Genomic DNA, 24,369 nt, shown 5'->3' with positions numbered 1-24,369 from the left:
AACGCTTAAAGCTATTGCATGAGGGCACGCCGCCGTATAGTCATGCTCCGTTATGTCTCATTTAATTAGATTAAGAATTGACTAAAATCCATAGATTAAGCGAAGCAGAGTTTAATAACACCTTTGAGCCTCCTATGCAACTACTTGGGATGGATGATGAATCCTCAAAGGTAAACTTGAAAGAATACGTGGAGAACATTATCTTGGAAGAAGGCTTAAATACAAGTATTGAGGATATTGAAATTCATTATGTGTACCATCATCCCAGAAAACGCTATGAACACATTTTGCTTAATTACGGAATAGAAAATGTATATGCCACCATTGTGGTAAGTCTATCCAATAAACAAATCGAAGGGTATCATATACTCGACTTAAACGAGAAATACTCTTTGGATGAAGAAGAAAAGAAGGATTAAAAACGAGACATAACACCCCATTCGCCGTTAACCAGCCTTTCCTCACCGAAGGGCTCCACCACAACAGGATTGGTTTACGGGAATGGTTGAGCCATTATGCACCATAAAAGATGGAAGGAAAAGATAAAATAATGGCCATCTCAATCTTAACAGTAGCCATATTGATTTCTGTTATTTTAGGAATTGGTTCTACAAACATGAGTGGCCATGAAGTTGTAGTTTTTCCTTTTCTAGAAGCTCTTTTCCTAGTACTGTATACAATTTGTTTGATTGCAGTATCGATAAAAAGCTACAGAAAAAACAATAAGACAACAGGTAAAATAATTTTGTTATCATCATTAGTAGCCGTAATGCTAGGAGGTTTGATTTATACTTGCATTGACTATTATTTGTAAAGAAGAATAAAAGAAAAAGGATAAAAGACGGTGCATAACACCATATAATTCCGACAACTGTGCCGCTTAACCGCAGAGCTCTAGCAAGGGGCAACAGCTGCGGTTATAATTGGTACATTCTGTGCCATATAATAAAATTAACAATTAGTTCGATAGATGAGACCAATCTTAATAGTGCTTTGCTTTGTGATTCTTCCAATGATTTCTTTAGCTCAAAAGAAATCCACAGCAGAAATAATAACAGGTAAATGGAAAATAAAGCATAATCTTCCCGCCATTGATAATAATGCTTTTGATGAATTAGATTCTCTCGACCGTAAAGCAGAATTGATGCAGGAAGAAGATAAACAAGCTACATTTAATAATGGACAGTTTATATTAGGAAATGGTCGCAAGAAAGGGAAATATATGTTTAAAGGTTCTCGTATATACTTGGACGACGTAGAATACCGAACAACTTATTACTCAGATGACAAATTTATTTTGCTTAGAAAAGCCAGTCCTAATGTAGTACTTTCATACACCTTTGAAAGGATGTGATAATAAATAAAATGAATAAGAATACGGCACAGAACATTAGCTATAAGTCAGCGGCTTGCTGATGCACAATTCCAACGCTAACAAGCACGCTGACGTATAGCCATGTCCATTAACACCAATTGAAAATTAAAATGAAAACCCAAACAATAGAAAGGTTTTACATTAGGAAAAGAAAAATTGGAAAGACTCTGACCTTGATAGTCATAATATTATTTGTTCCTATCTTCTTTGATTTATTTAATAGTGATACTGAATTTGCAATAAGTAACTTCATTTTAGAAAATCTTATTTTACCCATAACAATTATATCCACGATAACTGCTTTTTTTCTACAAACATTAAATGAAAAAAGTTACTTGGTTATTAAAGGAATTGATAGAAGTTGGCTTAGTAGGCTTAAATTATTGAGTCTAATTGTATTTACTGCTCCTGGTTTCGCTCTATTCTACTACTTAATAGCACAAAGTACATTGAGTTTAACCAACAGATTTATAGGTACCCAAATAGAAATTTTCATAACAGGCGAAATAATAGATAAAGATGAACATCGAAGCAGCGGAACAACCAGACATTATTTTGAAATCTATTCAAGAGAATTAAATAGAGCCATTGAAATTAAAGTAACACCATCTACTTATAGATCCTTTGAAGTAGGTGACCTTTACAAAGAAAAAATGACAAAAGGCTCATTAGGCTACATATATAAATTGAAATAACAAATGAATGGTGTTAACACCTGCTTCATCCGATCAGCGGCCTTATCTCAGCGCTAGGCTCCATCGCAGTAGGACCGCCGTCGGGAAGCATTGGCCCATTCTCGGCAACCAGAAAATGAAAAAGATAAGCTTAGAAAATATTGAGCGGTTTACTATTCCTTTAGAGGAACATCCTTTGAAATGGATGTTTTTGGATGAGGAACAGAACAATCATCTCAGGGAGGAATACAAAGCGCAAATATTCCCCTTGGACGAGGAAGCTTCCGTGTATTTATGGAATGCGCAAGTTCAATTTAAAATCTTTTCTGAGGAGTTTTTTACCCAGCAGTTCTTTCAACACAACGAGAGTTTCTATATCGGGGATAAGACAGACAAAGAAATTAAGAAATGGCTTTATCAAAGAGGGATACCCTTTTCTCAAAAGGTATTTATAGCCTTTCAACCCAGTACTGGATTTGTACTGACCTGGAAAATGGTGATTAAATTTTGGGATGGATTATTCTTTTCTGACCAAGCCGTGTGGGATAGGACCTTAAATTGGGGCTTTGTTGCGGACCATAATGATGTATTTCTTTTTGGCAGAAATCGAGTATATAATTCTGACATGGAAGCCGAAAAGATATATGAGCAGCAGCAGTTCAGACAAGAAATTGAAAATCAAATAAAGCAGAATCAAGCTAGAGAGGTAATCAAATATTTTCCTAATCCTTACTTAAAATAAAGGGCAGCCGAGAATCGTGTAGGCGGCCCCGACAACAAAAGTTGCCGGGGAGCACCTCACACACCACTGTACGTAGGGGCTTCGCCCGGAAATGTCGCACTCGCGTGCTCATTTCCCTATACAGCGGTTCGTTAAATTGTGGAGCTACTTTCAAGTAGTAGTCGAGCATGGTTTGGTAGCCTCTTTTTCTCAGTCGTTCCAGGGTGATAGTCGTGTTGAGCATGGGACTTTGAGCAACTGCCCATCCACCCATTCTCGTCCTGCTCCAGGCATAGGCCTGATCTTGAGAAATACCTAAACGAATAAAATTCTTTCTTCTCCGTTCAGGTTTCTTCCAGTCATGCCAGATACAATACCGGATTCTGTTGCGCAGCCAGCCGTCCAGGTCTCGGAGTTTGCCATAGATACTACCTAAACGGAAGTAATTGAGCCATCCTCTTTGGACTTCTTTCAAGGCTTGCATGCGCATCTCAAAGGATTTTGGTGTTGTTTTCCTGGTGATGGACTTGAGATTCTCTTTGAACTTGTGCCAGCTTTTCTCACTCACGGTCAGCAGGTATTTGCCCTTTTCCCCCTTCTTGAAAGAAGGCACAAATTTGTAGCCCAGGATTTCAAACTCAGCCGGTTTGCGTATACCACTCTTTTCCCGGTTGATGATCAGCTTGAGTTTTCCCTCCAAGAAAAGAGAGATCGCTTTGGCTGCTCTTTGTGCCAGGTAAGGGGTTTTAGCATAAATGCTTGCATCATCGGCATAACGCACATAGCGGAGTTTGTTCTTTTCCAGAAAGCTATCCAGTTCATGTAAGAAGATATTGGATAGCAAGGGAGAAAGTGGGCTACCTTGTGGAACGCCTTTTCTGCGCCTGGTCAGCTTGCCATCGATGAGGATGGGAGCCCTGAGCCATTTGCGGATCAGCCGTAGGGTAAGTGGGCATTTGACCTTGCGGTAGACAAGCTGCAAGAGCAGACAATGGTCTACTTCATCAAAGAAGTTTTGCAGGTCTATATCTAAAATAGCCCTGTAGCCTTCATGGATGTAGGCTTGTGCTTGTTTTACTGCCTGCTGTGCATTGCGATTTGGCCGGAAGCCATAGCTGTGTTCTTTGAAGTCAAGCTCAAACAAGGGAGCTATCACTTGATGGACGGCCTGTTGGAGCCATCTTTCAGTAACGGTAGGCATGCCTAAGAGGCGCTTTTTACCATTGGCTTTGGGTATGGCTACCCCTAAGATGGGTTGAGGCAGATAACTGCCCGCACAAACCGACTCCACTAGCTGCTGCCCGTTTTCTTTCAGGTGTGCAGCTAGCGCTTTTACGCCCATCCCATCTACGCCTGCTGCCCCTTTATTGGACAACACCTGATGGTAGGCTTTGAGCAGATTCTTACGGTTTGTTACTTTCTCAATCATCTTTACTACTACTTGTAGTTTTCTCTGCTGCATTTAAGGTAGGCTGGCAAACTCTTAATCTGAACCTCCTGACCACATTTGCAGCAACTTAACGTTCAACCCTTCACCTTGTCTGTGAGACCTCTGCCTCTCTATGGCAGCTTGTTTCTTAAAGCTACTATGGTCTCTGCTGACTTCTCCTTGGCGTACTCGACACAAGGAGATCTCCCCAGGTAAGAGCATATTCCTTCCTCCAATTCCTGCGGCATCTACCAAATATGGTTTGTTGGTCAAGGGCTTTGCAAAGGTGTGCTTGCTTACCCACCATACCTGGCCTCCTATGCCGTTCCTGTTTGTCAGGACCGGATTTTGCAGTTTCGCTTTCTTCAGTGCATATCTCGCGACAAACCACCTTGCGACTTGCTAACAAGCTTCACCAACTCGCTTGTAAGGGACTTGCACCCTCTGGAATATTATGGTATCTTCGATACCAGATGCCCATACTGGGCACACACACCCTGCTGATACGACAACCCGCCCTGCCTCACCGCAGAGCTCAACCGCAATCAGCCCCGGTATGCGTCAGCGCTTGTTACATTATGCTGCATTAAAGAGATGTACCACCAAACCAAGAAGAATATTCGAGTGCTTGCCGAAAAATATCATTATACCATTCAGTATGATAGAGAGGTAGTGCGGTTAGAAGGAGGTTCGAATAAAATTGAAGTTGAGCCAACGAATAAAGGTAGATTGACAATAAAATATAGTGCTTCTAAGGGGACAGAAAGACTTGAAATACCCAATGATGAAATTTATGATGTCCTCATTGAACTGTTTCGCAGAAAAGAAGCTGATGAATTACACCAAAAAGAGGGTGACTTAATCACACTTGATTTATACCGGCAAGAGGAAGGGACTATTGTCGATCAATGGTTAAAACAACTTAAGGAGGAAATCAGTACCAAAGGGATCACTCATAAAGAAATAGGCGGCAATCGCATTGAAGCCGAGTATTATAAGGGACTACTCATCCTGACCGATGACTTGGTATTCTACTTATCGAATGTGATAGAATTAGAGAAATAACGACAGCATAACATCAGCTTCGACCGCTAACCAGCTTTATCCCAACGCAAGGCTCTAGCACAAAAAGCTTGGTATACGGGAAGCCATGTTACGTTAGGTGCCAGTAAAAATATGACAGAACTAACAAAAGGAGACAAAAAATTGCTATCCGATATAGAACAACACGGATGGCATGTAGTATTGGTGGGAGGGGATGAGACAGGCCCGGGCTTTGGTTATTCTGTTGGATTGTATACAACTTTCAATCATCCTGAAATAATCATAATTGGGCTTAAGTTTGACTTAATGCATATTCTGATTAACAACATTGGCGAGGAAATCAGAAGCGGTAAGCAATATGAAGCAGATCATTATTATGATGATATTTTAGACAACTACCAATGTCTGATGGTGAAAGTAGATAAACAGTATTACAGAGACTATGTTGGGTACAATCTGTGGTATTACAAAGGGGAGGACTTTCCCTTATTGCAGTGTATCTATCCCACAATTAAAGGAGTATATCCTTGGCAGAAGGAGTGGCCCGAAGGAATAAAAGACCTACAACCGATACTAAATAAAGAGAACAGATAAAGACCGGCACCCAACACGAACTTCACCCGATCAGCAGCCCATTCCAAAGCATAGGCTTAGCACGAGGGCTTGCCGCCGGGAAGTATTGATACGTTGGGCGTAATAATGAAAGGTTAGATGAAACATAAGATTTTAATTTACGGCTTCTTAACTTTTCTTGCTTGTCAAAAAACTGCTCCTTATAATTATGAGTTGAGAACTTGGAAATGGACAGGCTCTGACACATTGATAAAAAGTGATACAATAAAACTCATCAGTAAGAAGAGTAGAAACAGTGAGGAGTTTAATGGATATTATGACGCAGGAGTCGAATTTAAAAAGCAATACTATATTGATTCGCTAATAGCAGTAAACATCCACCTATTCAAAAATGGACAAACTCTAATCAAGAATCAAAATTATCACATTGAATTACTAAATAGCAGAAGCTTTGATTTTCAAGATACAAAAATTACTATCTATAAAATTTACATTGACTATGCTCCTTTTTCTCCCATTGGTGGGCCTGTTGTATTGTTTGCAGAAAACTTTGGGGTAATTTATAGGGAACACGCTCATGGAAGATATATACTCAATTTGAATACAATTCGTAAAGTCAATGACAAAAATGATAAGGAAGTTCAATTAGAAGATTTTGTTAATAAGGTTACTAATGATACAATTCTGTTTTCTCTACCTCCTGTGATTCCACAGCCTGAGATAGTAGAGATACCAGATGAATTGAATATAGAAGAAGATACACAGAGATGACAAATAACTACGCCCAACATCGGCTAAGCTTTCCACCGGCCTGCTGGTGCGCAAAGCCAAAGCGAAAAGGCACGTCGTCAGTTAGCTATGTTCATTAGCACACATCAAGAATGAATCATCCTCAAATAAGAACTATAAAGTTTGAAAGGACTGGGATAAGGCATAAACTCGAGAACCAGTTTTGGTTAAGAGTTTTAGCTTTATGGTTAGACTCATTGCTAATCAACTATACAATTTTTTGGATTATTATCATATGTCTCAACATCTTGAATATAGAATTGCCTAAAATTATAAGTAACGGAGTTTACCTGCTTATCTTTATAGTATATTCAGGAATTTTAGAGTCGTCAAGATATCAATCAACATTGGGAAAGTATTTTTTAGGTTTAAAAGTTGGGGATGAAGATCGGAATAGAATATCTTTTCTAAAAGCACTTTGTAGAGCCTTTTTGAAAGTTTTATCAGCTTTGACAATTATAGGCGCTTGGATGATAGATATGAATAAAAAACATCAAGGATTACACGATTTAATGACGAAGACCATTGTAAAAAGAAGATAAGAAACGTGTGCTAACACCCTTCTGACCGTCAACCTCGCCTCCCAAGCGCAATGCTTAGCAAAGGCTACGGTTTGCGGCAGCTGTCGGGCCATTACATCATTAGGCAATATCAAGAATGAAAGAGTTTAAACTATATAAATCCCCTTTAAAAGTACTCAAGCTTATTTTGCTGTGTTCCATTTTTGTTATTGGTGGAATATGGCTTATTACTTCTACAGATGCTCCTGCTTGGGTGGGGTGGCTAAATATTGGTTTTTTTGGACTAGGCTATCCAGCAGGGTTGTACCAGTTACTGGATCGAAGACCACAGATTATTATTAATACTGTTGGCATTTTTGACCGTACCACGCATCGAGATTTTATTAATTGGGAAATTATTCAGGATGCTTACTTAGCTGACGTACACGGTCAAAAATTCATCTGTTTAGTAGTTGATGAAAGGTTGGAGCCATCGCAGAACAAGAGTAAACTTTACAAAGGGTTGAAAAATATCAGCAAAGGAATGGGCTTTCAGGAGTTGAACATTTCCCTTGGGCAGGTAAAAGTTGACGAAGTAAAATTGATGGAGTTCATACTGGCTATGGCTCAGGCAGACAAATCAAAAAGAGAAGAACTATTAAAGAGATTGCCTAACACCGGACCTAAACGCCAACCGGCCTTGCCCTAGCGCATTGCCTGACCACAGCAGTACGGTATGCGTAGGCCCTTGATACATTATGTCTGATATAAGAATGAAAGAAATAATCGAAGATACAGAATATGACGACCAATACGAGCCAGTAGAAATGGTAAAAAATGATGGATTCCGTAATGGTGTTCCTACAACTTTTTATACCATTACTGTGGAAGCCGACTTTGACGATGAATTCGTGGAAATTCTAGAGGAGTTTGATTTGGATGTAAGTGGTTATATTTTAGAAACTATCATTCTTGCATATTTGGAATATGGAAAGGCAGAGCTTATTGATAATATCGTATCATTTGATACAGAAATGAGCACCTTTGTAGCTTACGCTGACACAGAAGAAAACCAGCATGAGATTGCAGCATTAATCCAGAAATTGTGTACTAGCAAGAAGGCTTTCAAGAAAATAATAAAAGAAAACTTAGAAGAAATCAGAACTAAATATTCTTAAAAACAAAAAGACGAACGCCTAACATCGGCTAAGCTTTCCACCGGCCTGCTGACACATATAGCCCAAGTAGGAAGGCGCGGCGTCAGTTAGCGATGTTCATTATCAGAAATTAAGAAATATGCCAAGATACGAATGGAATGAAGCTCATCAAGCAATTGAACTGATTCCGGGTACACTCAACTATAGAAGCAAATGGGCTTGCTTTACTTGTCGGAAATCGTTTACAAGGGTTAGGTCTGTACCCCAACCAGAAGAGGTGATTTGTCCTGACTGTAAAACAAAAGCAACCGACATGGGCCATTTATTTAAATCACCCCCAAAGAGAGACCTCAGGGGGTGGAAGATTATGCAAATTTTGGGTCGTAACAACTTTGGATTTTGTACAGCAGGCCACGTAGCTTACATAAGGCATTTTATTACTAATCATGGAAAGAGCTCACCTGAACAAGTTGAAAAGAACATAATAGAATATTTTAGATCAATAGGAAAAATTAAATAAAATCTGATAACACCAGGCAAGCCGTTACCGGCTCTTTAAACCGCAAAGCCTTACCGCAGCGGGACCGGTCTCCAGTTGCCTTTGGTACGTTAGCCTTCATTAAAGAAAACATGCAAGAAGTCAAAGTACTAGAAGCAAAGTTGCCATTTAGAGCCGAGTCTGTAACAGATCCGCTAGTGATAGGGGATATGAATCGACTTATATTTGGTTTTTGGGCAACGGCTCCTCATACTGATGGAGTATGGCATCCTTGTGGATGGGCTCTATTCTATACCAAGCATTGCTTACAGTACAAATATGGCTATCCCAATGATGAAGCCTCCCCAATGCATCCACTTACTAAGTATGGTTTTGATGGATATAATATTTCACAGGTCAAGTATTCGGATTGGATTCGCCAACTTGAAATACAGAACCAACAGAAGTGGCCAGCCACTGACTTTCTCAATCGGTATGAGCATTGGATATTTCCATTTAAAGAAACTACTTTGGAAGTAATCGCTGAAAAATTACAGTGGCGTTTAATGTCTAAGGAAATAGCTTATAAGGATATTCAACAAGAAATGATAGATTGGATTAATAACGAAAGTTAACACCACACCCGCCAACTACCGGGCTCGCCTCATTGCAGACGCTTAGCTCAGTCGCAACGGTTGTGGGGGTGCTTGAGTCATTATGCACTATATAAGATGAATAAGAAGTTTAGACTGATCTGGGTGACATTTTTATTAAGCATCAAAGCTTTATATGGTCAAACCTTTGAGGTTAAACAAGAATCCTATATTGTCCGAAGCAATCATGGCTATTGGGCAAAACAAGTCACTTCACTTAGTTCCTTACCTGAGAAAATTCAACGAACACTGAGGGTTGTATTGACAGAAAAATTAGGCAAACCACTCTACGATAAACTAAGCTTTGTAGATGGCCAGGTAGTAGACTTAGAGAATCATTTCGCAAGCAGTCTTCCTTCCGGTAGAATTATCCCTAAATACGATTTAATCTTTGTCTTATCCGATACGACCCTTGGTATACAAGCTTATTACCTGAATGTAGATTTAGATACTTATGGGCAAGTATTAAGTATGAATTGGCCTAGCGAACGAGTAGAAAAATATGAATTTGCTTCCATTAAAGAAGTACACGATTTTGCATTGCAGTATGGGAAGAAACATAAACTCAATACCAAGTCTATGTGTGTGGACTTAGAATATGAGAAAGCGACAGATAGCTTATATTGGAGGATCACCTATAAAGAAAGTTATAAAGAAAAATGGGGCTATGGTGATATATATATTCAGCTAAAGCTTGATTCTCTTAGGTTGATAGGAGAGTATCGAACACCCAAAATGACATATCATTAAAGAGTATAAAAACAGTGCATAACACAAAACCTAGTATCAACTGTGCTTCCAACGCTAAAACCTAAGCATAAAACAAGAGTATGTGTAGGTTCCTGTTCCATTATGGGCTATAAAGTATTAACAATAATTTATGAGACAATTAATTAAGTCTATCCTCTTTATCTATTTAATGACTTTCATTAGTCAAGTTAGCTATAGCCAAGTGATAATTGGCTTAAAAACAGGAGCAAACTTGAGCAATGTTAAATTTAAAGATTATCTATTTGCAGGCGTTGAACAAAATCCTAAATTAAGTTTTAATGCAGGTCTACTAGCCCATATTGGTATAAAGGATAAAATATTAGTTAGACCTGAATTACTCTATTCTATGAAAGGTTGGCAGTCTCGTGAATATCAGACAAATAGTTCAGGTAGGGTAAATCTACATTACATAAATATTCCTCTCTTAGTAGGATATAAGCCTATAGAAAAGCTAACTATTCTTTTAGGTCCGGAATTTGGATTACTAAGGAGTGCAATATTAAAAACTCAAGGACTCATCTTTAAAACAACAGATCAATACAATAAAATAGATATTGGAGTTGACTTAGGTGCAGCCTACAATTTGAGCCCCAAATTTGGCGTAGAACTAAGGTATAATTATGGATTTACAGCAGTATCTAAAGAAATCCCCCTTACCGATGAAAATGGCAATCCTTTTACAATGGCTAAAGATGGAAGGAACAGAGTTTTACAAGTTGGAGTGTTCTATTTGTTAAATGGAAAATAACAGCACAAAACGCTACATTCAGCCGCCAACTATGCCGCTCCAGCGCAAATCCACAGCTGTAGGCAATCGTTGCGGGAATGTTTGCTACAGTAATGATAAAATAAAGTAAAAGAGATTGTTAAAGCAAATAGTAAAAGGAACGGTATTATCCATATTGATTTTTTGGTCAGTTTCTTTTCTGACAGTTCTAAAATCAATTCTATTTAAATCTTTTAACTATAGCATAGAGATTGGATTTCCATTTTTATATTATGATCAATTTTATTTGCGAGGCAATGATGGCCCCAATCATGGCTGGAATGTAGAAAACTTAGTAATTGATTGTAGATTAACATGGCTGATTGTGGTAGGAGGATACGTATGGATACAAAGAAGGAAAAGCACGTACTGACAACACCAAATCCGGCGACAACCGCCTTATGCTCAGCACAGGCCAAAGCACAAAAGGCCGATAAGAGAGGATTTTTGATTACATATGCCATTAAGAAAACGAAATGATAAACGATATAAAGTTATTCAGTGATCATGCAATCAATATTACAGACACTTATGTAGTTGATGATAACGGAATTGATTTAAGTAAATTAGGTAGAAGAGAATTTGATAAAGCAATTTCTGTGGATTTAAAAGCACCGGTTTTAGTCGAGATGACAAAAGTAAAGACTGAATTTGCCACCGTCATCAGCTTTATTGAAAGCAAGTGTCTTGTTGGCGGCCTACCAACTAAACCCATTTGGTACCGAATCAACGTGATTGACCAAGCCATCAATGATTATATTGGTATTGGCTTTTTAGATATTAAGCAGGATTGGCTCTCCTTTACAGTCAACTATTTAAGTTGTGACCGAGCAGATCAAAGTGGAGATACAATAATGGCGATATTTGATAGAGAATTTACTTGGGCTGTCAGTTTTACATTATCTCAGGATAACAGAAAATTACAAGCTGAATTGTTTATAAAATAAAAAGAGCGGCATACAACATCAAATACTTTCGCCAACCCTGGCACAAACGCACAGACCTCAGTATGAGCCAAGGGTATGCGAGTATTCTTATTACGTTGGCCATAATTGATAGATAAAATAGATAAGAAACTATGAGAATTCTAATGTTAATGTTTGTTCTCTTGGCAATGTTAGAAGGCTGTTCGACTAATTACAACAATGATAAATTTAACAAAAGTGTCTGGTTATCGAACAGCGATATGACAAACACAAACAATCCAAGAGCGGGAATGACAAAGGATTTATTTGAAAATTATTTGAAACCTGGGGTACATAGAGACTCAATTTTAATCCTGTTAGGCCAACCATATTCAGAAAAAATTGAAAACAGAATTCCAAAGGGAATTGAGTTCCCTGACTCGCTCTCCTTAACTGACTCCGTAAACTTTAGAAAAGAAAATCAGGAAAGGGCGCTTAAAAACATTAATGATTGGATGAAGACATATGGACAACCAGACACACTAATGTTTTACCCAGTTGGCTGGTCAATGATTGACCCGAACTTTATGGTAATCAAATTCAGACATGATAGTACGGCTTATGAGTTTTGGATTGAACAACATTGAAGGACGAATAAATTAAGAGTTGTAGTAAGAACTACCCACAACATCGGCTAAGCCGTCCACCAGCCTGCAAAAGCGCAAAACCTCAGCAAAAAGGCATGGCGGCGTAAAGCGGTGTCCACCATGGGCACAATATGAAATGATATGGAAGCAATAAAGATATATCGAGGCAGATTTAAAGATCAAAACTTGATCTCAAGCCATTTTAGTGAAAGCGTATTAGTTAAGTGTCCCAGTTGTCAAAACAGAGCTGAAGTAAAAACAAACAAAAAAACTTTTCAAACTGTTTTTCATTGTCCTACCTGTTGTCATCATTATGCAACGAACAATACAGTATTGGATATGAGTTTAAAGGTGTACTGTAATAGTTGTGCGCATCGCATTAGTATTCATATGCCAAACGTAACTTCGAAAAAACAGGCGATTCTGGTTCGCTGTCCTGACTGCGGTGATACACAAAGCTATCAGCCGACCTATACCCAACACTTGCGTTTGCTAAGAACAGCCCAAGCGACTGACCCCTTTTTAGGGCTTGAACTGTGGTACAATGCCCCTTATAAAGATCATACCTTGTGGGCATACAATTATCAACACTTGGAATATTTGGAGCAATATATTGAGGCAAAGCTCAGAGAAAGGAATAATCGTAGATATACTACCATGGTTGAAAAACTACCTCAATTCATCAAATCAGCCAAGAATAGAGAAGCATTACTCAAAGTGATCCAGAAATTAAAGCATAAATGAATACAGTGCCCAACGCCCCATTCACCGTTAACCGGCCTTGCCTCACCGCAAGGCTCCACCACAACAGGAGCAGTTTACGGGAAGGGCTTGTCCACGCTCAGTCATTATAAAAGAAATAAAAAATGAGAATACTACCTATTCTGCCTTTTGTCATTTGCTTGATGGCTTGTTCATTGGAGGATGAATTGAGCAAATCTTCCGGGACAAAATTGCTTTCTGTAGCCTATACTAATAAAGATGAGAGTTGGGTTGAGAACTACTCTTATTCCCCGGATAGTAGACTGAATACAGTTGAAGATTTACGCTTATCAGGTAGAAGATATGAGCTAACCTATCAGAATGGCAAAATCCAAAAGGTTGCCACCTATAGCATGGATGTCAATGAACTCATTTTTCAGGACTCCATCATTTACAATCCTACCGGATCCATTCAGAAAGTGTACAATTTCTCCATAAACGCGGGTGAGGATTTAGCCTTGACATGGATTTACGAGTTTGACTATGATAGCGGGAATAAGGTGTCACAAAAATCAACGTATTTGGTCCCAACCAAAGAGTATACATCCATTGAAAAATACTACTGGAATAAAAATAATATTGAAAGAACAGACCATTACAATGGAAAGGGGGAGTTGCATTATGAATATTTTTATACTTATGACAACAAAGTAAACTATAAAAAAGGGCTTCCATTGAGCATAACTGACCCGGTCAGCTGGAGCGAAAATAATGTAACAGCCATGAATTGGAAGGACTATTATGGGAATCTCGATTTAATTTGCCGGCCTTGTGTAGCTACATACAAATACAATTTGGATCATTACCCGGTAGAAATAAAGTATAATTGGGGAAGAACGCTGAAATTAACGTATGAATAAAGACGAGTGAAAATATAGCCCAGCTTCTGGCAATGTTCTCACCATCTGGCGCTGCAGTATAAGTGCAAACAAACATTCCTTTTTGAACCAGCCGCATGCATATAGGATATTATTCTATTTTTACGTTAGGGCTTGTACCACAATTTATACCGTTTAATAGAGTAGTTGTAGCTTAAAAGGATCGAGTACGTGGTACAACTTTTTACAGCCATTCATTGACAATCAGGGTTTAAAGCTAGACCTTTCTCATATAGATGAACTTGCTATTTTGACTAAATGAAAAGTAGGAGGGGAGTAGATGCTATAAGGAGCATGGCTTGTACAAAATGCTTGCCGAGCTAAATTTAAGTGAATTATTTTTCATAGCGAAAGGAGGTAAAAAGGGTGTTTTAAAAATTAAATTTCGAGACCTATATGAGACCTGAGTAATATAACTGACTGATTGACAATACACTGACGCCTGCCTTCTAAGCAGTAGGTCTTTGGTTCGAATCCAAACGGAATCACTTCAAAAACCGCTTAATTTGCGAAATTAGGCGGTTTTCTGTTTTTGAAATTTCTCTGTAGCCGATTTGCTGAGATTTTTGGAAGATGTTTTTTTTAATCTAAAAGGGGTGTTTTTGGGCTTTTCGCTATTAACTTTAATAAATGTTCATTTTCCCATGTTAAGCCTAATCAGCCAATCACTGAAAGAGGGTATAGCTAACTTGTGATATAAAACAGCTTTTTATTTCTTTAATGATTGGGTACAAACCACTCCCAGAAAACAATATTTCTATTCCGAAATTATTGGACAGAAGGAAAGGGTGAAAGGATTTGCGTACTGGCGCAACAGGATTTATTGGCACATAGCAAATTCAGCGTTTGGAATCAAGTAGGCAGCCATTTATGATAATCAACATGCAAATCGAGAAAAAGAACCTATTCTCACTATTTTAGGCAATGGTGTTGAAAGGGCACATGCGTCATTATCCCTACTTGAGCACAAAAGGGGAGGTACTAAAATACTAATTCCAATCTAATATATCCTAAAGAAAGCAGGAGTAGACAATTCTTAAATATTTTTACTTAGAAAATTTATCCTGTGATACTAATTCTAAAACTTCAGGGCAACTAATATTTAAGTTTTAAGTATTGTGAAAATTCAGGAAATTATTCTAATTTCTAAAAAAAATAAAGTAACAACACTACATTTATTAAATTAGAAAAGCAGGTTATGGAAAGAAAACTAGCCATATTAGTAGCAGACTTGGCCGGCTATACTGCTTTAACCGAAGCACATGGAAGCTTTTCCGCCGCCCAGATAGTGGATAAGTATCTCCAAATAGTAAATAATTCATTGACAGGATCAAGCAGGCTTGTGGAACGTGTCGGGGATGAGGTAGTTATTGTAGCAGAAACAGCCCTAGACTTAGTGGAAACAGCGCTTAGAATGCATCAGCTTGCAAAGGAAGAAGATAACTTTCTAGCCATCCATGCTGGAATGCATATAGGGGATCTGTTAGAACGGAACGGCTCTATTTTTGGAACAGCCATCAATCTCGCGTCCAGAATAGCTTCTTTCTCTAAAGGAGGACAAATACTTTGTTCTGCCTCCATCATTAAAGAAGTAGCAGAGGTATCGAGTATAGAGTTTACATTTTTGGGAGAGATATCATTTAAGAACTTGAGAACTAAGGTAGAACTTTTTAAAATTAAGGCTGAATCCCACTTACTACCTCCACATATTGATCCGGTCTGTAGAATGCTTGTCTTGCCCAACCAAGCTATTCATTGTCAGCATGAAGGGAAGATGTATTATTTCTGTTCTGGCGAGTGCCAAACTCTTTTTACCTCTTCGCCTAAAGACTTCGCTTCAGCGCATGAAGATGAAACTGTTGATAGTTGAGTCTAGTTTAGGAGTTGCCTTATTATAGAAAGGGAGCACACTAACTGCACCAAGCCAACCAACTGAAAATGTAACACAGCTTGTCAATACAAGTCTGCTGATTCGAGGGGGCATTGCCATAGTTTATGTTTTTAGCAAAATTAAATTTTTATTTTCTCTTGTCTAATTCGGTTGTGTTGTTGATTTTAATTATCGTTAATTTAAGAAAAGAGAGGTGATGCTAAAATAATATGCATCGCTGCTATTACTTATAATTTGAAAAAACATCTCTGTTATACGATATCATAAAGATGAGTGAATGCATTAGCCCTTTTTTCTACAGGTAAATGACTTTTAATCTTATTCAAATCTTGCAACATCCGCACTGATTATAAAACTGGAGGCAATTAATTATATATTATATACTCCATATGTATTATAACATTGTCCGTTTTTGACATCTTCTTGTCCGGCAGAAGTCATAGATCTTTTTCAATTTTGATGTAGAAAATTTGTTCACCAAAACTTGAAAAAAAATATGAAAAAGCAAAGCAACATTGTCGAGTACCAGTTTGAGGCTTCCCAGTTTGAATGGGAGATTGCTGAGGGTAAAACCATCCAGGCATGGGGGTTCAATAAGCAGGTTCCTGGCCCTATCATCAAAGCCAGAAAAGGAGATACGCTGGTTGTTAGATTGAAAAACAGTCTTTCAGAATCTACCATGATTCATTGGCATGGCATCCGAGTGCCAGCTTCTATGGATGGTACAGGCGAAGTGCAAAAACCTGTAGCGCCAGGAGAGGAGTTTGAATACCGCTTCCAGGTAGAGGACGCCGGCAGCTTTTGGTATCATTCCCATCACAATGAAACCGTGCAGATGGAAAGAGGGATGTATGGGGCTATCGTTGTGGAAGATGAACTAGACCCAGTCGTCGATGAAGAAAAAATATTTATGATCGATGACATGAAACTAACGGCTAATTTTGAGTTTACAAAGCCATCCTGGGCATTGCCTCGGCTGATTGAAAAACATGATGGAAGGCAAGGAGATACTCTCTTGATTAATGGAAAAGTGGATTCTCTGCTACACATGCATGCCAGGCAAATGGAAAGATGGCGATTCATTAACGCTTCTTCTGCCAGGTATTTTAAACTCTATTTAGGTGGAAGAGAATTTAAAATTATCGGATCGGATGGAGGACTGATTGAACAACCAGTAGTTGTGAGGGAGGCGTTAATTACCCCTGGAGAAAGACTCGATATTATGGTTGGGCCATTTAAGGAGGGAGAAATAATTCCTATTGATTCTTTGTCTTATAGCCGGTCTACTTTCCTAAGACCAAAAAAAGAAACCTTTGCCAGCGTGAAAGTGCTGGAGGCAAAACCATCGGTTGCCAACATTCCCCCATTCTTACGGGTGATTGAGCCTTTAGCACCACAAGAGGCAGCCATCAACCGGAAGGTGAAATTTTCTGTAGGTCCTAGCCTGAAAAACGGAATGAATTTTCTGATTAATAATGGCCTGCACGTGCTCGATGAGCCTGTAAAGGTGGGTGAGTTGCAGGTATGGGAGATTGATAATGTAAGCCTGATGGACCATCCTTTTCACCTGCATGGCTTCTTTTTTCAGGTACTGGAAATCAATGGAAAAGCACCTGCGTATAAAGCCTGGAAAGATACCATCAATCTGACCCCGAGAACCAAAGTAAAGATAGCCTGGATGCCTGACAATCGTCCAGGAAAATGGATGTACCACTGTCACATACTTGAACATCATGCAGCAGGGATGATGGCTAGTTTTGAAGTCATTGACGCAGCAACGCCCTATGTTACTTCCAGAAGCTCATGCCATAGCCATTAGGATTTAACTTCCATGGATTCACCTATTCCTTTTTAAGCGATTAAGGTTTACTTTTCTTTGTAGATTGTTTATCTTTAAAGGAGTGCTAAAACAGCCATGAAAAAGATTGCTTTCATTATTCCACCCACTGTGCAACTACTAGATCTTGCAGGGCCGGTACAAGTTTTTTCAGAAGCTAAATACTACGGATATGACTTGAGCCTGGAATTCTACTGCTTCCAACAGGATCCAAGATGTAGCGCCGGCCTGCCTTTTGGACCTCTGAAAGATTTTAGCGAAGCTCAGCTCACGGAAGGAGATTATGTATTTATGGCAGGCATGGAATTTACCTATATAGAAAGCATATCCTTCCGGGCAGAAAGAAAATTTTTTGATTGGCTAAAAACCTGTGTTGAAAAGAAAGTCACGGTTTGTTCCATATGCAATGCAGCCTTTGCCCTTGGCGAAGCCGGATTATTAGATAACCTGGAATGTACAACACATTGGAGAAGGATTGAACGACTACAAGCAAGGTTTCCGAGAGCAAAAGTATTAGCCGATGTATTGTATGTAAAGAACAACCATGTGTACACGAGTGCCGGTGTAAGTGCCGGAATTGATCTATCTTTGTCCATTCTGGAAGACTTGAAAGGCCCTTTATTCACACATAAAGTAGCCCGGAGCCTGGTCGTTTATCACCGCAGAAGTCATAGTCACAATCAGCAGTCTATCTACCTGGATTATAGAAACCATATTCATCCACAAGTTCATCAGGTGCAGGATTATCTGATTGAACATTTAACGGAAGAGAATGATATAGATTCCTTAGCAGAACTTGTAGCCATGAGCCCACGGAACTTAAGCCGGGTGTTTAAAGAAAAAACGGGAATAACTATTTTAGAATATCTTACGCAACTTAGGCTTGAAAAAGCCACTACACTTTTAAATAATCCAACCTATACCTTAGACTACATTGCCAGTCAATGTGGATTTAAAACTTCCAGGCAACTGCAACGGATACTTCAGGAAAAGAAGAAAAGCGTGCCTGCTCCACTCTATAGTGATCTAAAGGAGTAAAACATGAGCTTTTTTACGTACTGCCAAAAAGTAGATTGGCTAAAATAAATAGATAAGCATGAAGCTTTAGCTAAAAGGCTTATAGTTTATTATACAACTGTCTGCTGTTTCTACAAAGCCTGATGCCACTCAAGGTAGACCTGCTCTTTACACTTACTCTCGTGTGTACTTCATGAAAAAGCTACTCCTTTTTTGAAATATAGGGTCCTTAGATTAAAGCAAAGGCTTTTAATCATAATCTATCAGAATATTATTCACAGGCCAACTTGGTTGAGTAAAAAATACATGGGTGAGCAATAGGGTATCTAAGCCTAACGCCAAATTCCTCATTCAGTGGGAATACTTAGTAAAATTACTTTTAATTAATATATCGATGATACTTCATGTAAAGAACATGGTTTGCAACAGATGCGTGTTGTATGTAGAGCGTATTTTAAAAGAGCTTGCTATAGCATATGACAAAGTAAATGTAGGTGAAATCCATCTGAGCAATGAGCTGGGAGAAGGCAAGAAACAAGAATTAGGGAAGCATCTGCAAGAAATAGGTCTTGAACTTATCGACAATCGCCTGAACCAACTTATTGAAAAGAGCAAAAAGCTTATTTTGGAACTAGCAAGAAATGAAGTTTCTCCAGGTGAAAAAAAACAAAAACTTTCCTATTATTTAACAGACAAGTTGCATCTTGATTACTTCTACTTAAGTAGTCTTTTCTCTGCTGCCGAAGGCCGTACCATTGAAAAGTACTTTATTGAGCAGCGGACAGAAAAAGTAAAGGAGTTGTTAGTATTTGATGAGCTTTCCCTCTCCGAGATAGCCTACCAGCTAGAGTATAGCAGTGTAGCCCATCTTTCCACACAGTTCAAAAAAACGACAGGCCTAACTCCCTCTCAATTCAAGAAATCAGGAGAAAACAAGCTCAAAGCACTCGATAATGTATAAGTACCAGGGGTATACCCATACATATAAAAAGTACAAGATTGATTTAATCATCAAACTCAACAATCACATAATTATGTAAATCTATCACAAGATTATAGAATAGATCACCACTTCCTCCCCTTTATCTTTGCATAGTAATTAAACAACAAAACAAAATTTTAAAACGATGAAAAATCTTAAAGTTGAAAAAGTGAATATTTCACAGGAAAATAACTGTAGTAATCCATCCTGTACATGTGAGGTATGTACATGCGGGGATGCCTGCAACGGTACTAATTGTAGCTGTGGCTGCGAGTGCTGTAGCTAATTACCATACTAGTAAGCTTACTAGTATGGTAAGCTTACTTTTCTATCACATTTAATCCTATTATACCATGAAATTCTTATGCATAAAAACACTATTGAAGAAATTAGTAACAAGCATTCATTACCTTTTTCTTCCAGCCTATATTGCTCTCATCTTTGTTACGGCTCAATCGCAAAAGGAAACAGCTATAAGAAAGCCAATGGTAGATAATCAACAGTATACCTCATCCTTTGTTCGTAAAGCTATTATCTACTTTACTACTCCTTACATAACTCGGTATTCAGAAAACTCATCCTCAAAGGCTGCCAAATAAATCCTCATCAAAAACACCAAAAGGGAAAAAGGTTACTTACCAAGTAAAAGCAAGTATCTTTATATGTGATGCTAACAGGACAAAGATCATTTTCTATTTGCAAATACAAAGTTCTCTATATGATGCTAGATCCAAGAGTAGGAGAGATTTTTTTCCAGTCATCTAACCCATCGATCCACCTTTATTAGTAACCACTTTCAGGTATAGTAGTATCTACCATCCTTTATATCTATCTAACTCTTCCGACACATGTTATATGCTTTTTCTAAGCAAGATAAATTGCTTCCCCTTTCTACTATCCTAGGACTGGAAATTAAACAGGTAAATGATCCGCTACAGCTATCGATCAAGGGAGAAATTTCCTTACAAGAAGTCACCTGCCGCTTAGCCAATGAGAATAAAGCGTATGTGGCGTTTCTTTATGGAATACCGGCTGCTTTTGGATGGATGGCTATGGATAAAGCCAGAATTGGAGAGCTAAATCATGAATTCACCCTCCCGGTAGGACATCGCTATTTGTGGAATTTTAGTACCCTTTTTAGCTTCCGGGGGTTAGGAATCTATCCACGTCTGCTTCAAAGCATACTCTCTAGCGAAGGACAAACAAGTGATTGGTTCTGGATCATGCATGCCCCTGAAAACAAAGTTTCCAAGCAAGGTATTAGAAAAGCAGGCTTCCAATTTATAGGCAACATCTCCCTGATCAACGGCAAGGGGATTATTATTGACCCAAAAGAAAGCACACATACGTCTTTAGAGATAGAACATACCTTTGGCTTTACCCATTCAGAAGAAGGCGGGGCTAATTGGTGGAATTGCACGAGTCCCTATTTAAAAAACAGAAACCCCCAATGTTGTTGCCTGGAGGATAATATCGCATGTACACCTGGCTGGTTTTAACCATAGCAGCGAACTAAAAATTAGGTAGGTATACTAGATTTTCATTGAATAAAGATTTGCCAAAAGAAATAAAAGCTTGCTTGTCACCAGGCAAGATCTTTACGCCCTTAAAGTACTTTACGTATGGAACAGATAATTAAAATAAAAGGAATGGCCTGTAGGCGTTGTATACAAATGGTAAAAGATATCTTTTTGAGCCAAAACATTGCCTTACGTTATATAAAAATTGGAGAGGTATGCTATGAAGAAAAAAGTGATACCTCCTTAGAGAAGATAGAGCAAATGCTCAGAGCACAAGGATTTGAAATTTTAACAGCTCAAGAATCTACGATCATTAGTCAAGTAAAACAATTTGTAGAAAATGATTGGGTAGATGGATCATCTGCTACAGGCAATCTTGCTTGTTTGCTTCCCCAAAAACTGGGAGTAGATTATGTCTTAGTAAGCAGACTATTTTACGACACGGAAGCTATCAAGCTAGAAAACTATTTGCTAGCTAAGCGGATAGAGAAAGCTCGATATTTAGTAAGGCATACAAATTGTTCCCTGACAGAAATTGCCAGTAAGGTAGGCTATAGCCGTGTTACCCACCTCTCTAGAGACTTTAAGGCAATCACAGGAATGACCCCATCTTATTTCAAAAAACTTCAAGAGTTTTCTAAATAACTAATCATTACACCTCATCAGACAGGGTAAATGTATCTGCGACACATACTTGCATAAACCAAATCACTCTAAAATGAAACAATACTTATTTTACTAACAGTGGCCATCTTTGCCAGCTGCAAAAGAGAGGCCGTGGATCCCAAACTGCTGGAAGAGTTTACCATTTCTTCGGTGGAAACGGGACGCAATTATAAAATATCTATCCGCTTACCTGAGCAATATTACGATTCAGATGAAAAATATTCTATCCTGTATGTGCTGGATTCAAAGCAGGATAAAGACAAATCAGGGAGAGTAATAGCATCTTGCTCATCCTCGGAAGAGGTTAAGGAAGCACTTATCTGTCCAAAGTTCCTATCCTTTTAATCTCTGGTTGATTTACCATTAACAACTTTTTAGTATTAGAAGTGTTGTGCAACGAGCACACCACACCTCACGTCAATCAGTCCGCCCAAGCGCATCACCCCATCTACAGGCCATGGGTTACGTAGGTGTTTGACCCCTTGCCTGCAAGCCTAAATAGCTAAGAACAGATGCTCGATTTCTATTTGATCAAAGATGAACAGTCAAATTCTAGCAATAAGGCAGGATTTGAATTTGCAGGAAGTTTAAACGAGCAGGCTTTTGAAGATTTGCAGCGTAAAAAGATCATTGAAGAAAGATTTGACTATTACAGGGATTTCCGTTGGAGCAGCGGGCAGGTAAAGCAAAAGTTTACCCAATTGAAGAAGCAACCAACTAAAGAGAAATCTGTTATCACTTTTTTAGCTATCTTGGAGAAAGCAGTGAGTCAAAAAAGTGGATTAATGGCTTACGCAGATTAACCTCACAGAATAAAGGAAAAAGGCCAGCAGGCAACACTTGCTTCAGCCTATCAGCAGCCCATTCCAAGCACAACCTGAACACAAGGGCTCGCTGAAGGGAAGCTGTGGTACGTTGGTGGCAATTAATATAATTTAAGACAATGACAAAGAGATTTTTACTGTATGCTTTATTCATCCTTCTCTTTAATGCTTGTAAAAAGGATAATTCTGAAGAAATTATTCTACAACGAAACTATAAAGTATACGCCAGTATTTATCCGCAGCTAAAGGAAGTAATTATACTTGACTCTTTCATAGATAATAGGAATAGATGGAATTGGATTGATACTTCATTTAAAGAGAATGTAGACACATCCCCCTATAGCCGAAGAGTGTTGCAACCTGGGGAAGGATTAATTATGTCAGGCAATGGTTCTCTTGTTGAGCTTTCTATTTCTTATGATTCACTTAAGTTGGTAAAGAATTTCGAACTGGAAACCGAAGTTAAGTTTATTAAAAACAGGCCTAACAATAATTATGACAGTACAAGGGCATACTTAATGTTTACCTAGGGATTTAATGACTTTAATGAAAACATCAACTACATCATGCTAGCTAACTATCCTTCCATTCAGCAAGTTGGCTATTATAAAGATTGGATAACCACCTTTCCTTTTGAATTTGCAGCTATAAAAGTAAATGATTACAATAAGCTCACTATTCGTAAGGTTGATAAGCAGTTGTATTATTTCATTAATGAGCAGTTTATTGGAAATTATGCTCTGCAAACTATCACAGGGAATCTTATTGGGTTTAGAACAAGTAGTTATTCGGTGTATGCAGTCAAAAATTTTAGTTTTAAAAAGTTTTAAAATAAAAACAGCCACCAACATTACGTTCTATTAGAAAGTCAAGCATATTAATAGGATTTTTTTAAGCTACCATCTAGCTATAGCCATACGTATTCTGTAGGACGAAAGTGCCCTAAAGTGTAGTTAATCTGTTCCCACTTCCCCCTTCCGAAGCAAAGATAAGGGGTCAGCAGAACCTTTCAAGGGTATATGAACAGCTGCTTCCCCGCATGCAGTATGAGCTTCACCCAACAATAGTTTTTTTATGGCCAATATAGGTATGCAATTCATCTGTTTCTACCACCTCAATTGTAGAAGGCCTTTCTACTGGTGCTGCTTGCTGACCCCTAGCTTTAATCCATCGGTAGACACTCACGTGACTTACTTTTAATACCCGTGTAATAGCTCTAAAACCTAATCCTTCCAAATACCTATTCAAAGCCTGTTGCTTGATAGGAGCACTAACGGCAGTGGACTTGTGAGTAACTGTACGGTTATATTCACACCCTTTACATTGGTAACGCTGCAGACCTCGAACAAGGCCATTCTTGATCATCTTTTCATACCCACAATTGCTACATGCCATAACATTTTTACCCTAGATACTAATGGCCTATTTTTTGGTAACAACACCTAATAAAGTAGTTTAACTTAACGTGAACTATGGATTAGCCGGTGCAACATTAGGCAGCCATAGGGTA

The 24,369-nt window shown here is 38.5% G+C and carries 30 protein-coding genes; 28 read left to right on the top strand and 2 right to left on the bottom strand.

Annotation, left to right across the window (positions count from 1 at the left end):
* Positions 1-77 precede the first annotated feature (77 nt).
* The 5 genes from Q0590_RS33815 to Q0590_RS33795 all read left to right on the top strand — a co-directional run bounded on the left by Q0590_RS33815 (position 78) and on the right by Q0590_RS33795 (position 2,791).
* Positions 78-419: a hypothetical protein gene (locus tag Q0590_RS33815; RefSeq protein WP_302042100.1), complete on the top strand. Its 342-nt coding sequence runs from the start codon at positions 78-80 to the stop codon at positions 417-419.
* Positions 420-529: 110 nt separating this feature from the next.
* On the top strand, positions 530-814 hold the full coding sequence (locus tag Q0590_RS33810) for a hypothetical protein (protein WP_302042099.1): 285 nt from the start codon (positions 530-532) through the stop codon (positions 812-814).
* 156 nt (positions 815-970) lie between these two features.
* Positions 971-1,354, top strand: coding sequence for a hypothetical protein (locus tag Q0590_RS33805; RefSeq protein ID WP_302042098.1), 384 nt, complete (start codon positions 971-973; stop codon positions 1,352-1,354).
* 131 nt (positions 1,355-1,485) lie between these two features.
* On the top strand, positions 1,486-2,070 hold the full coding sequence (locus tag Q0590_RS33800; protein ID WP_302042097.1) for a hypothetical protein: 585 nt from the start codon (positions 1,486-1,488) through the stop codon (positions 2,068-2,070).
* 115 nt (positions 2,071-2,185) lie between these two features.
* The gene (locus Q0590_RS33795; RefSeq protein WP_302042096.1) at positions 2,186-2,791 is read left to right on the top strand and encodes a hypothetical protein; all 606 of its coding nucleotides are present in this window, start codon (positions 2,186-2,188) and stop codon (positions 2,789-2,791) included.
* Here the strand turns inward: Q0590_RS33795 and ltrA are convergent.
* Positions 2,772-4,232, bottom strand: coding sequence for a group II intron reverse transcriptase/maturase (gene ltrA / locus Q0590_RS33790; protein ID WP_302042095.1), 1,461 nt, complete (start codon positions 4,230-4,232; stop codon positions 2,772-2,774). The genes Q0590_RS33795 and ltrA overlap by 20 nt on opposite strands.
* Positions 4,233-4,793: 561 nt before the next feature.
* Between ltrA and Q0590_RS33785 the strand changes: the two genes are divergently transcribed.
* The 23 genes from Q0590_RS33785 to Q0590_RS33675 all read left to right on the top strand — a co-directional run bounded on the left by Q0590_RS33785 (position 4,794) and on the right by Q0590_RS33675 (position 23,689).
* Positions 4,794-5,264 carry a hypothetical protein gene (locus Q0590_RS33785; RefSeq protein ID WP_302042094.1) on the top strand — a complete coding sequence of 157 codons (471 nt, stop codon included), beginning with the start codon at positions 4,794-4,796 and terminating at the stop codon, positions 5,262-5,264.
* Positions 5,265-5,375: 111 nt separating this feature from the next.
* Positions 5,376-5,837, top strand: a complete 462-nt coding sequence (locus tag Q0590_RS33780; protein WP_302042093.1) for a DUF4262 domain-containing protein — start codon at positions 5,376-5,378, stop codon at positions 5,835-5,837.
* Between the two features lie 117 nt (positions 5,838-5,954).
* Entirely contained in the window at positions 5,955-6,587 is a 633-nt protein-coding gene (locus tag Q0590_RS33775; RefSeq protein ID WP_302042092.1) for a hypothetical protein, read from the top strand.
* A gap of 110 nt (positions 6,588-6,697) precedes the next feature.
* Entirely contained in the window at positions 6,698-7,147 is a 450-nt protein-coding gene (locus Q0590_RS33770; protein WP_302042091.1) for an RDD family protein, read from the top strand.
* 115 nt (positions 7,148-7,262) lie between these two features.
* On the top strand, positions 7,263-7,814 hold the full coding sequence (locus tag Q0590_RS33765; protein ID WP_302042090.1) for an STM3941 family protein: 552 nt from the start codon (positions 7,263-7,265) through the stop codon (positions 7,812-7,814).
* Positions 7,815-7,878: 64 nt separating this feature from the next.
* Positions 7,879-8,283 (top strand): Imm51 family immunity protein, encoded by a 405-nt coding sequence (locus tag Q0590_RS33760; RefSeq protein WP_302042089.1) that lies wholly within the window; start codon positions 7,879-7,881, stop codon positions 8,281-8,283.
* 609 nt (positions 8,284-8,892) lie between these two features.
* On the top strand, positions 8,893-9,375 hold the full coding sequence (locus Q0590_RS33755) for a hypothetical protein (protein ID WP_302042088.1): 483 nt from the start codon (positions 8,893-8,895) through the stop codon (positions 9,373-9,375).
* 96 nt (positions 9,376-9,471) lie between these two features.
* Entirely contained in the window at positions 9,472-10,143 is a 672-nt protein-coding gene (locus Q0590_RS33750; protein ID WP_302042087.1) for a hypothetical protein, read from the top strand.
* A gap of 130 nt (positions 10,144-10,273) precedes the next feature.
* Entirely contained in the window at positions 10,274-10,912 is a 639-nt protein-coding gene (locus Q0590_RS33745; protein WP_302042086.1) for a porin family protein, read from the top strand.
* A gap of 494 nt (positions 10,913-11,406) precedes the next feature.
* Positions 11,407-11,877, top strand: a complete 471-nt coding sequence (locus tag Q0590_RS33740) for a hypothetical protein (protein ID WP_302042085.1) — start codon at positions 11,407-11,409, stop codon at positions 11,875-11,877.
* A 131-nt stretch (positions 11,878-12,008) separates the two neighbouring features.
* Entirely contained in the window at positions 12,009-12,482 is a 474-nt protein-coding gene (locus Q0590_RS33735) for a hypothetical protein (protein WP_302042084.1), read from the top strand.
* Between the two features lie 141 nt (positions 12,483-12,623).
* Entirely contained in the window at positions 12,624-13,226 is a 603-nt protein-coding gene (locus tag Q0590_RS33730) for a hypothetical protein (protein WP_302042083.1), read from the top strand.
* 122 nt (positions 13,227-13,348) lie between these two features.
* Positions 13,349-14,104, top strand: coding sequence for a hypothetical protein (locus tag Q0590_RS33725; protein ID WP_302042082.1), 756 nt, complete (start codon positions 13,349-13,351; stop codon positions 14,102-14,104).
* A gap of 1,216 nt (positions 14,105-15,320) precedes the next feature.
* A complete protein-coding gene (locus Q0590_RS33720; RefSeq protein WP_302042081.1) occupies positions 15,321-15,992 on the top strand; it encodes a YHS domain-containing protein in 672 nt (223 codons plus the stop codon).
* Positions 15,993-16,509: 517 nt separating this feature from the next.
* Positions 16,510-17,832 carry a multicopper oxidase family protein gene (locus Q0590_RS33715; RefSeq protein ID WP_302042080.1) on the top strand — a complete coding sequence of 441 codons (1,323 nt, stop codon included), beginning with the start codon at positions 16,510-16,512 and terminating at the stop codon, positions 17,830-17,832.
* Between the two features lie 96 nt (positions 17,833-17,928).
* A complete protein-coding gene (locus tag Q0590_RS33710; protein WP_302042079.1) occupies positions 17,929-18,888 on the top strand; it encodes a GlxA family transcriptional regulator in 960 nt (319 codons plus the stop codon).
* 394 nt (positions 18,889-19,282) lie between these two features.
* Complete coding sequence (locus Q0590_RS33705) at positions 19,283-19,828, top strand: helix-turn-helix domain-containing protein (protein ID WP_302042078.1); 546 nt, start codon at positions 19,283-19,285, stop codon at positions 19,826-19,828.
* 869 nt (positions 19,829-20,697) lie between these two features.
* Positions 20,698-21,348 (top strand): hypothetical protein, encoded by a 651-nt coding sequence (locus Q0590_RS33700; protein ID WP_302042077.1) that lies wholly within the window; start codon positions 20,698-20,700, stop codon positions 21,346-21,348.
* 174 nt (positions 21,349-21,522) lie between these two features.
* A complete protein-coding gene (locus Q0590_RS33695; RefSeq protein WP_302042076.1) occupies positions 21,523-22,014 on the top strand; it encodes a helix-turn-helix domain-containing protein in 492 nt (163 codons plus the stop codon).
* Between the two features lie 132 nt (positions 22,015-22,146).
* Positions 22,147-22,380 (top strand): hypothetical protein, encoded by a 234-nt coding sequence (locus Q0590_RS33690; protein WP_302042075.1) that lies wholly within the window; start codon positions 22,147-22,149, stop codon positions 22,378-22,380.
* Positions 22,381-22,547: 167 nt separating this feature from the next.
* Positions 22,548-22,838, top strand: coding sequence for a hypothetical protein (locus tag Q0590_RS33685; RefSeq protein WP_302042074.1), 291 nt, complete (start codon positions 22,548-22,550; stop codon positions 22,836-22,838).
* A gap of 140 nt (positions 22,839-22,978) precedes the next feature.
* Entirely contained in the window at positions 22,979-23,389 is a 411-nt protein-coding gene (locus Q0590_RS33680; RefSeq protein WP_302042073.1) for a hypothetical protein, read from the top strand.
* A gap of 36 nt (positions 23,390-23,425) precedes the next feature.
* On the top strand, positions 23,426-23,689 hold the full coding sequence (locus Q0590_RS33675) for a hypothetical protein (RefSeq protein ID WP_302042072.1): 264 nt from the start codon (positions 23,426-23,428) through the stop codon (positions 23,687-23,689).
* Positions 23,690-23,912: 223 nt separating this feature from the next.
* On the opposite strand, the gene Q0590_RS33670 is transcribed toward Q0590_RS33675, so the two are convergent.
* On the bottom strand, positions 23,913-24,107 hold the full coding sequence (locus Q0590_RS33670; RefSeq protein ID WP_302042071.1) for a hypothetical protein: 195 nt from the start codon (positions 24,105-24,107) through the stop codon (positions 23,913-23,915).
* Positions 24,108-24,369: the final 262 nt, after the last annotated feature.

It is taken from the genome of Rhodocytophaga aerolata (assembly GCF_030503435.1).
Taxonomy (GTDB): domain Bacteria; phylum Bacteroidota; class Bacteroidia; order Cytophagales; family 172606-1; genus Rhodocytophaga; species Rhodocytophaga aerolata.
This window is presented reverse-complemented; position numbering and strand designations above follow the sequence as displayed.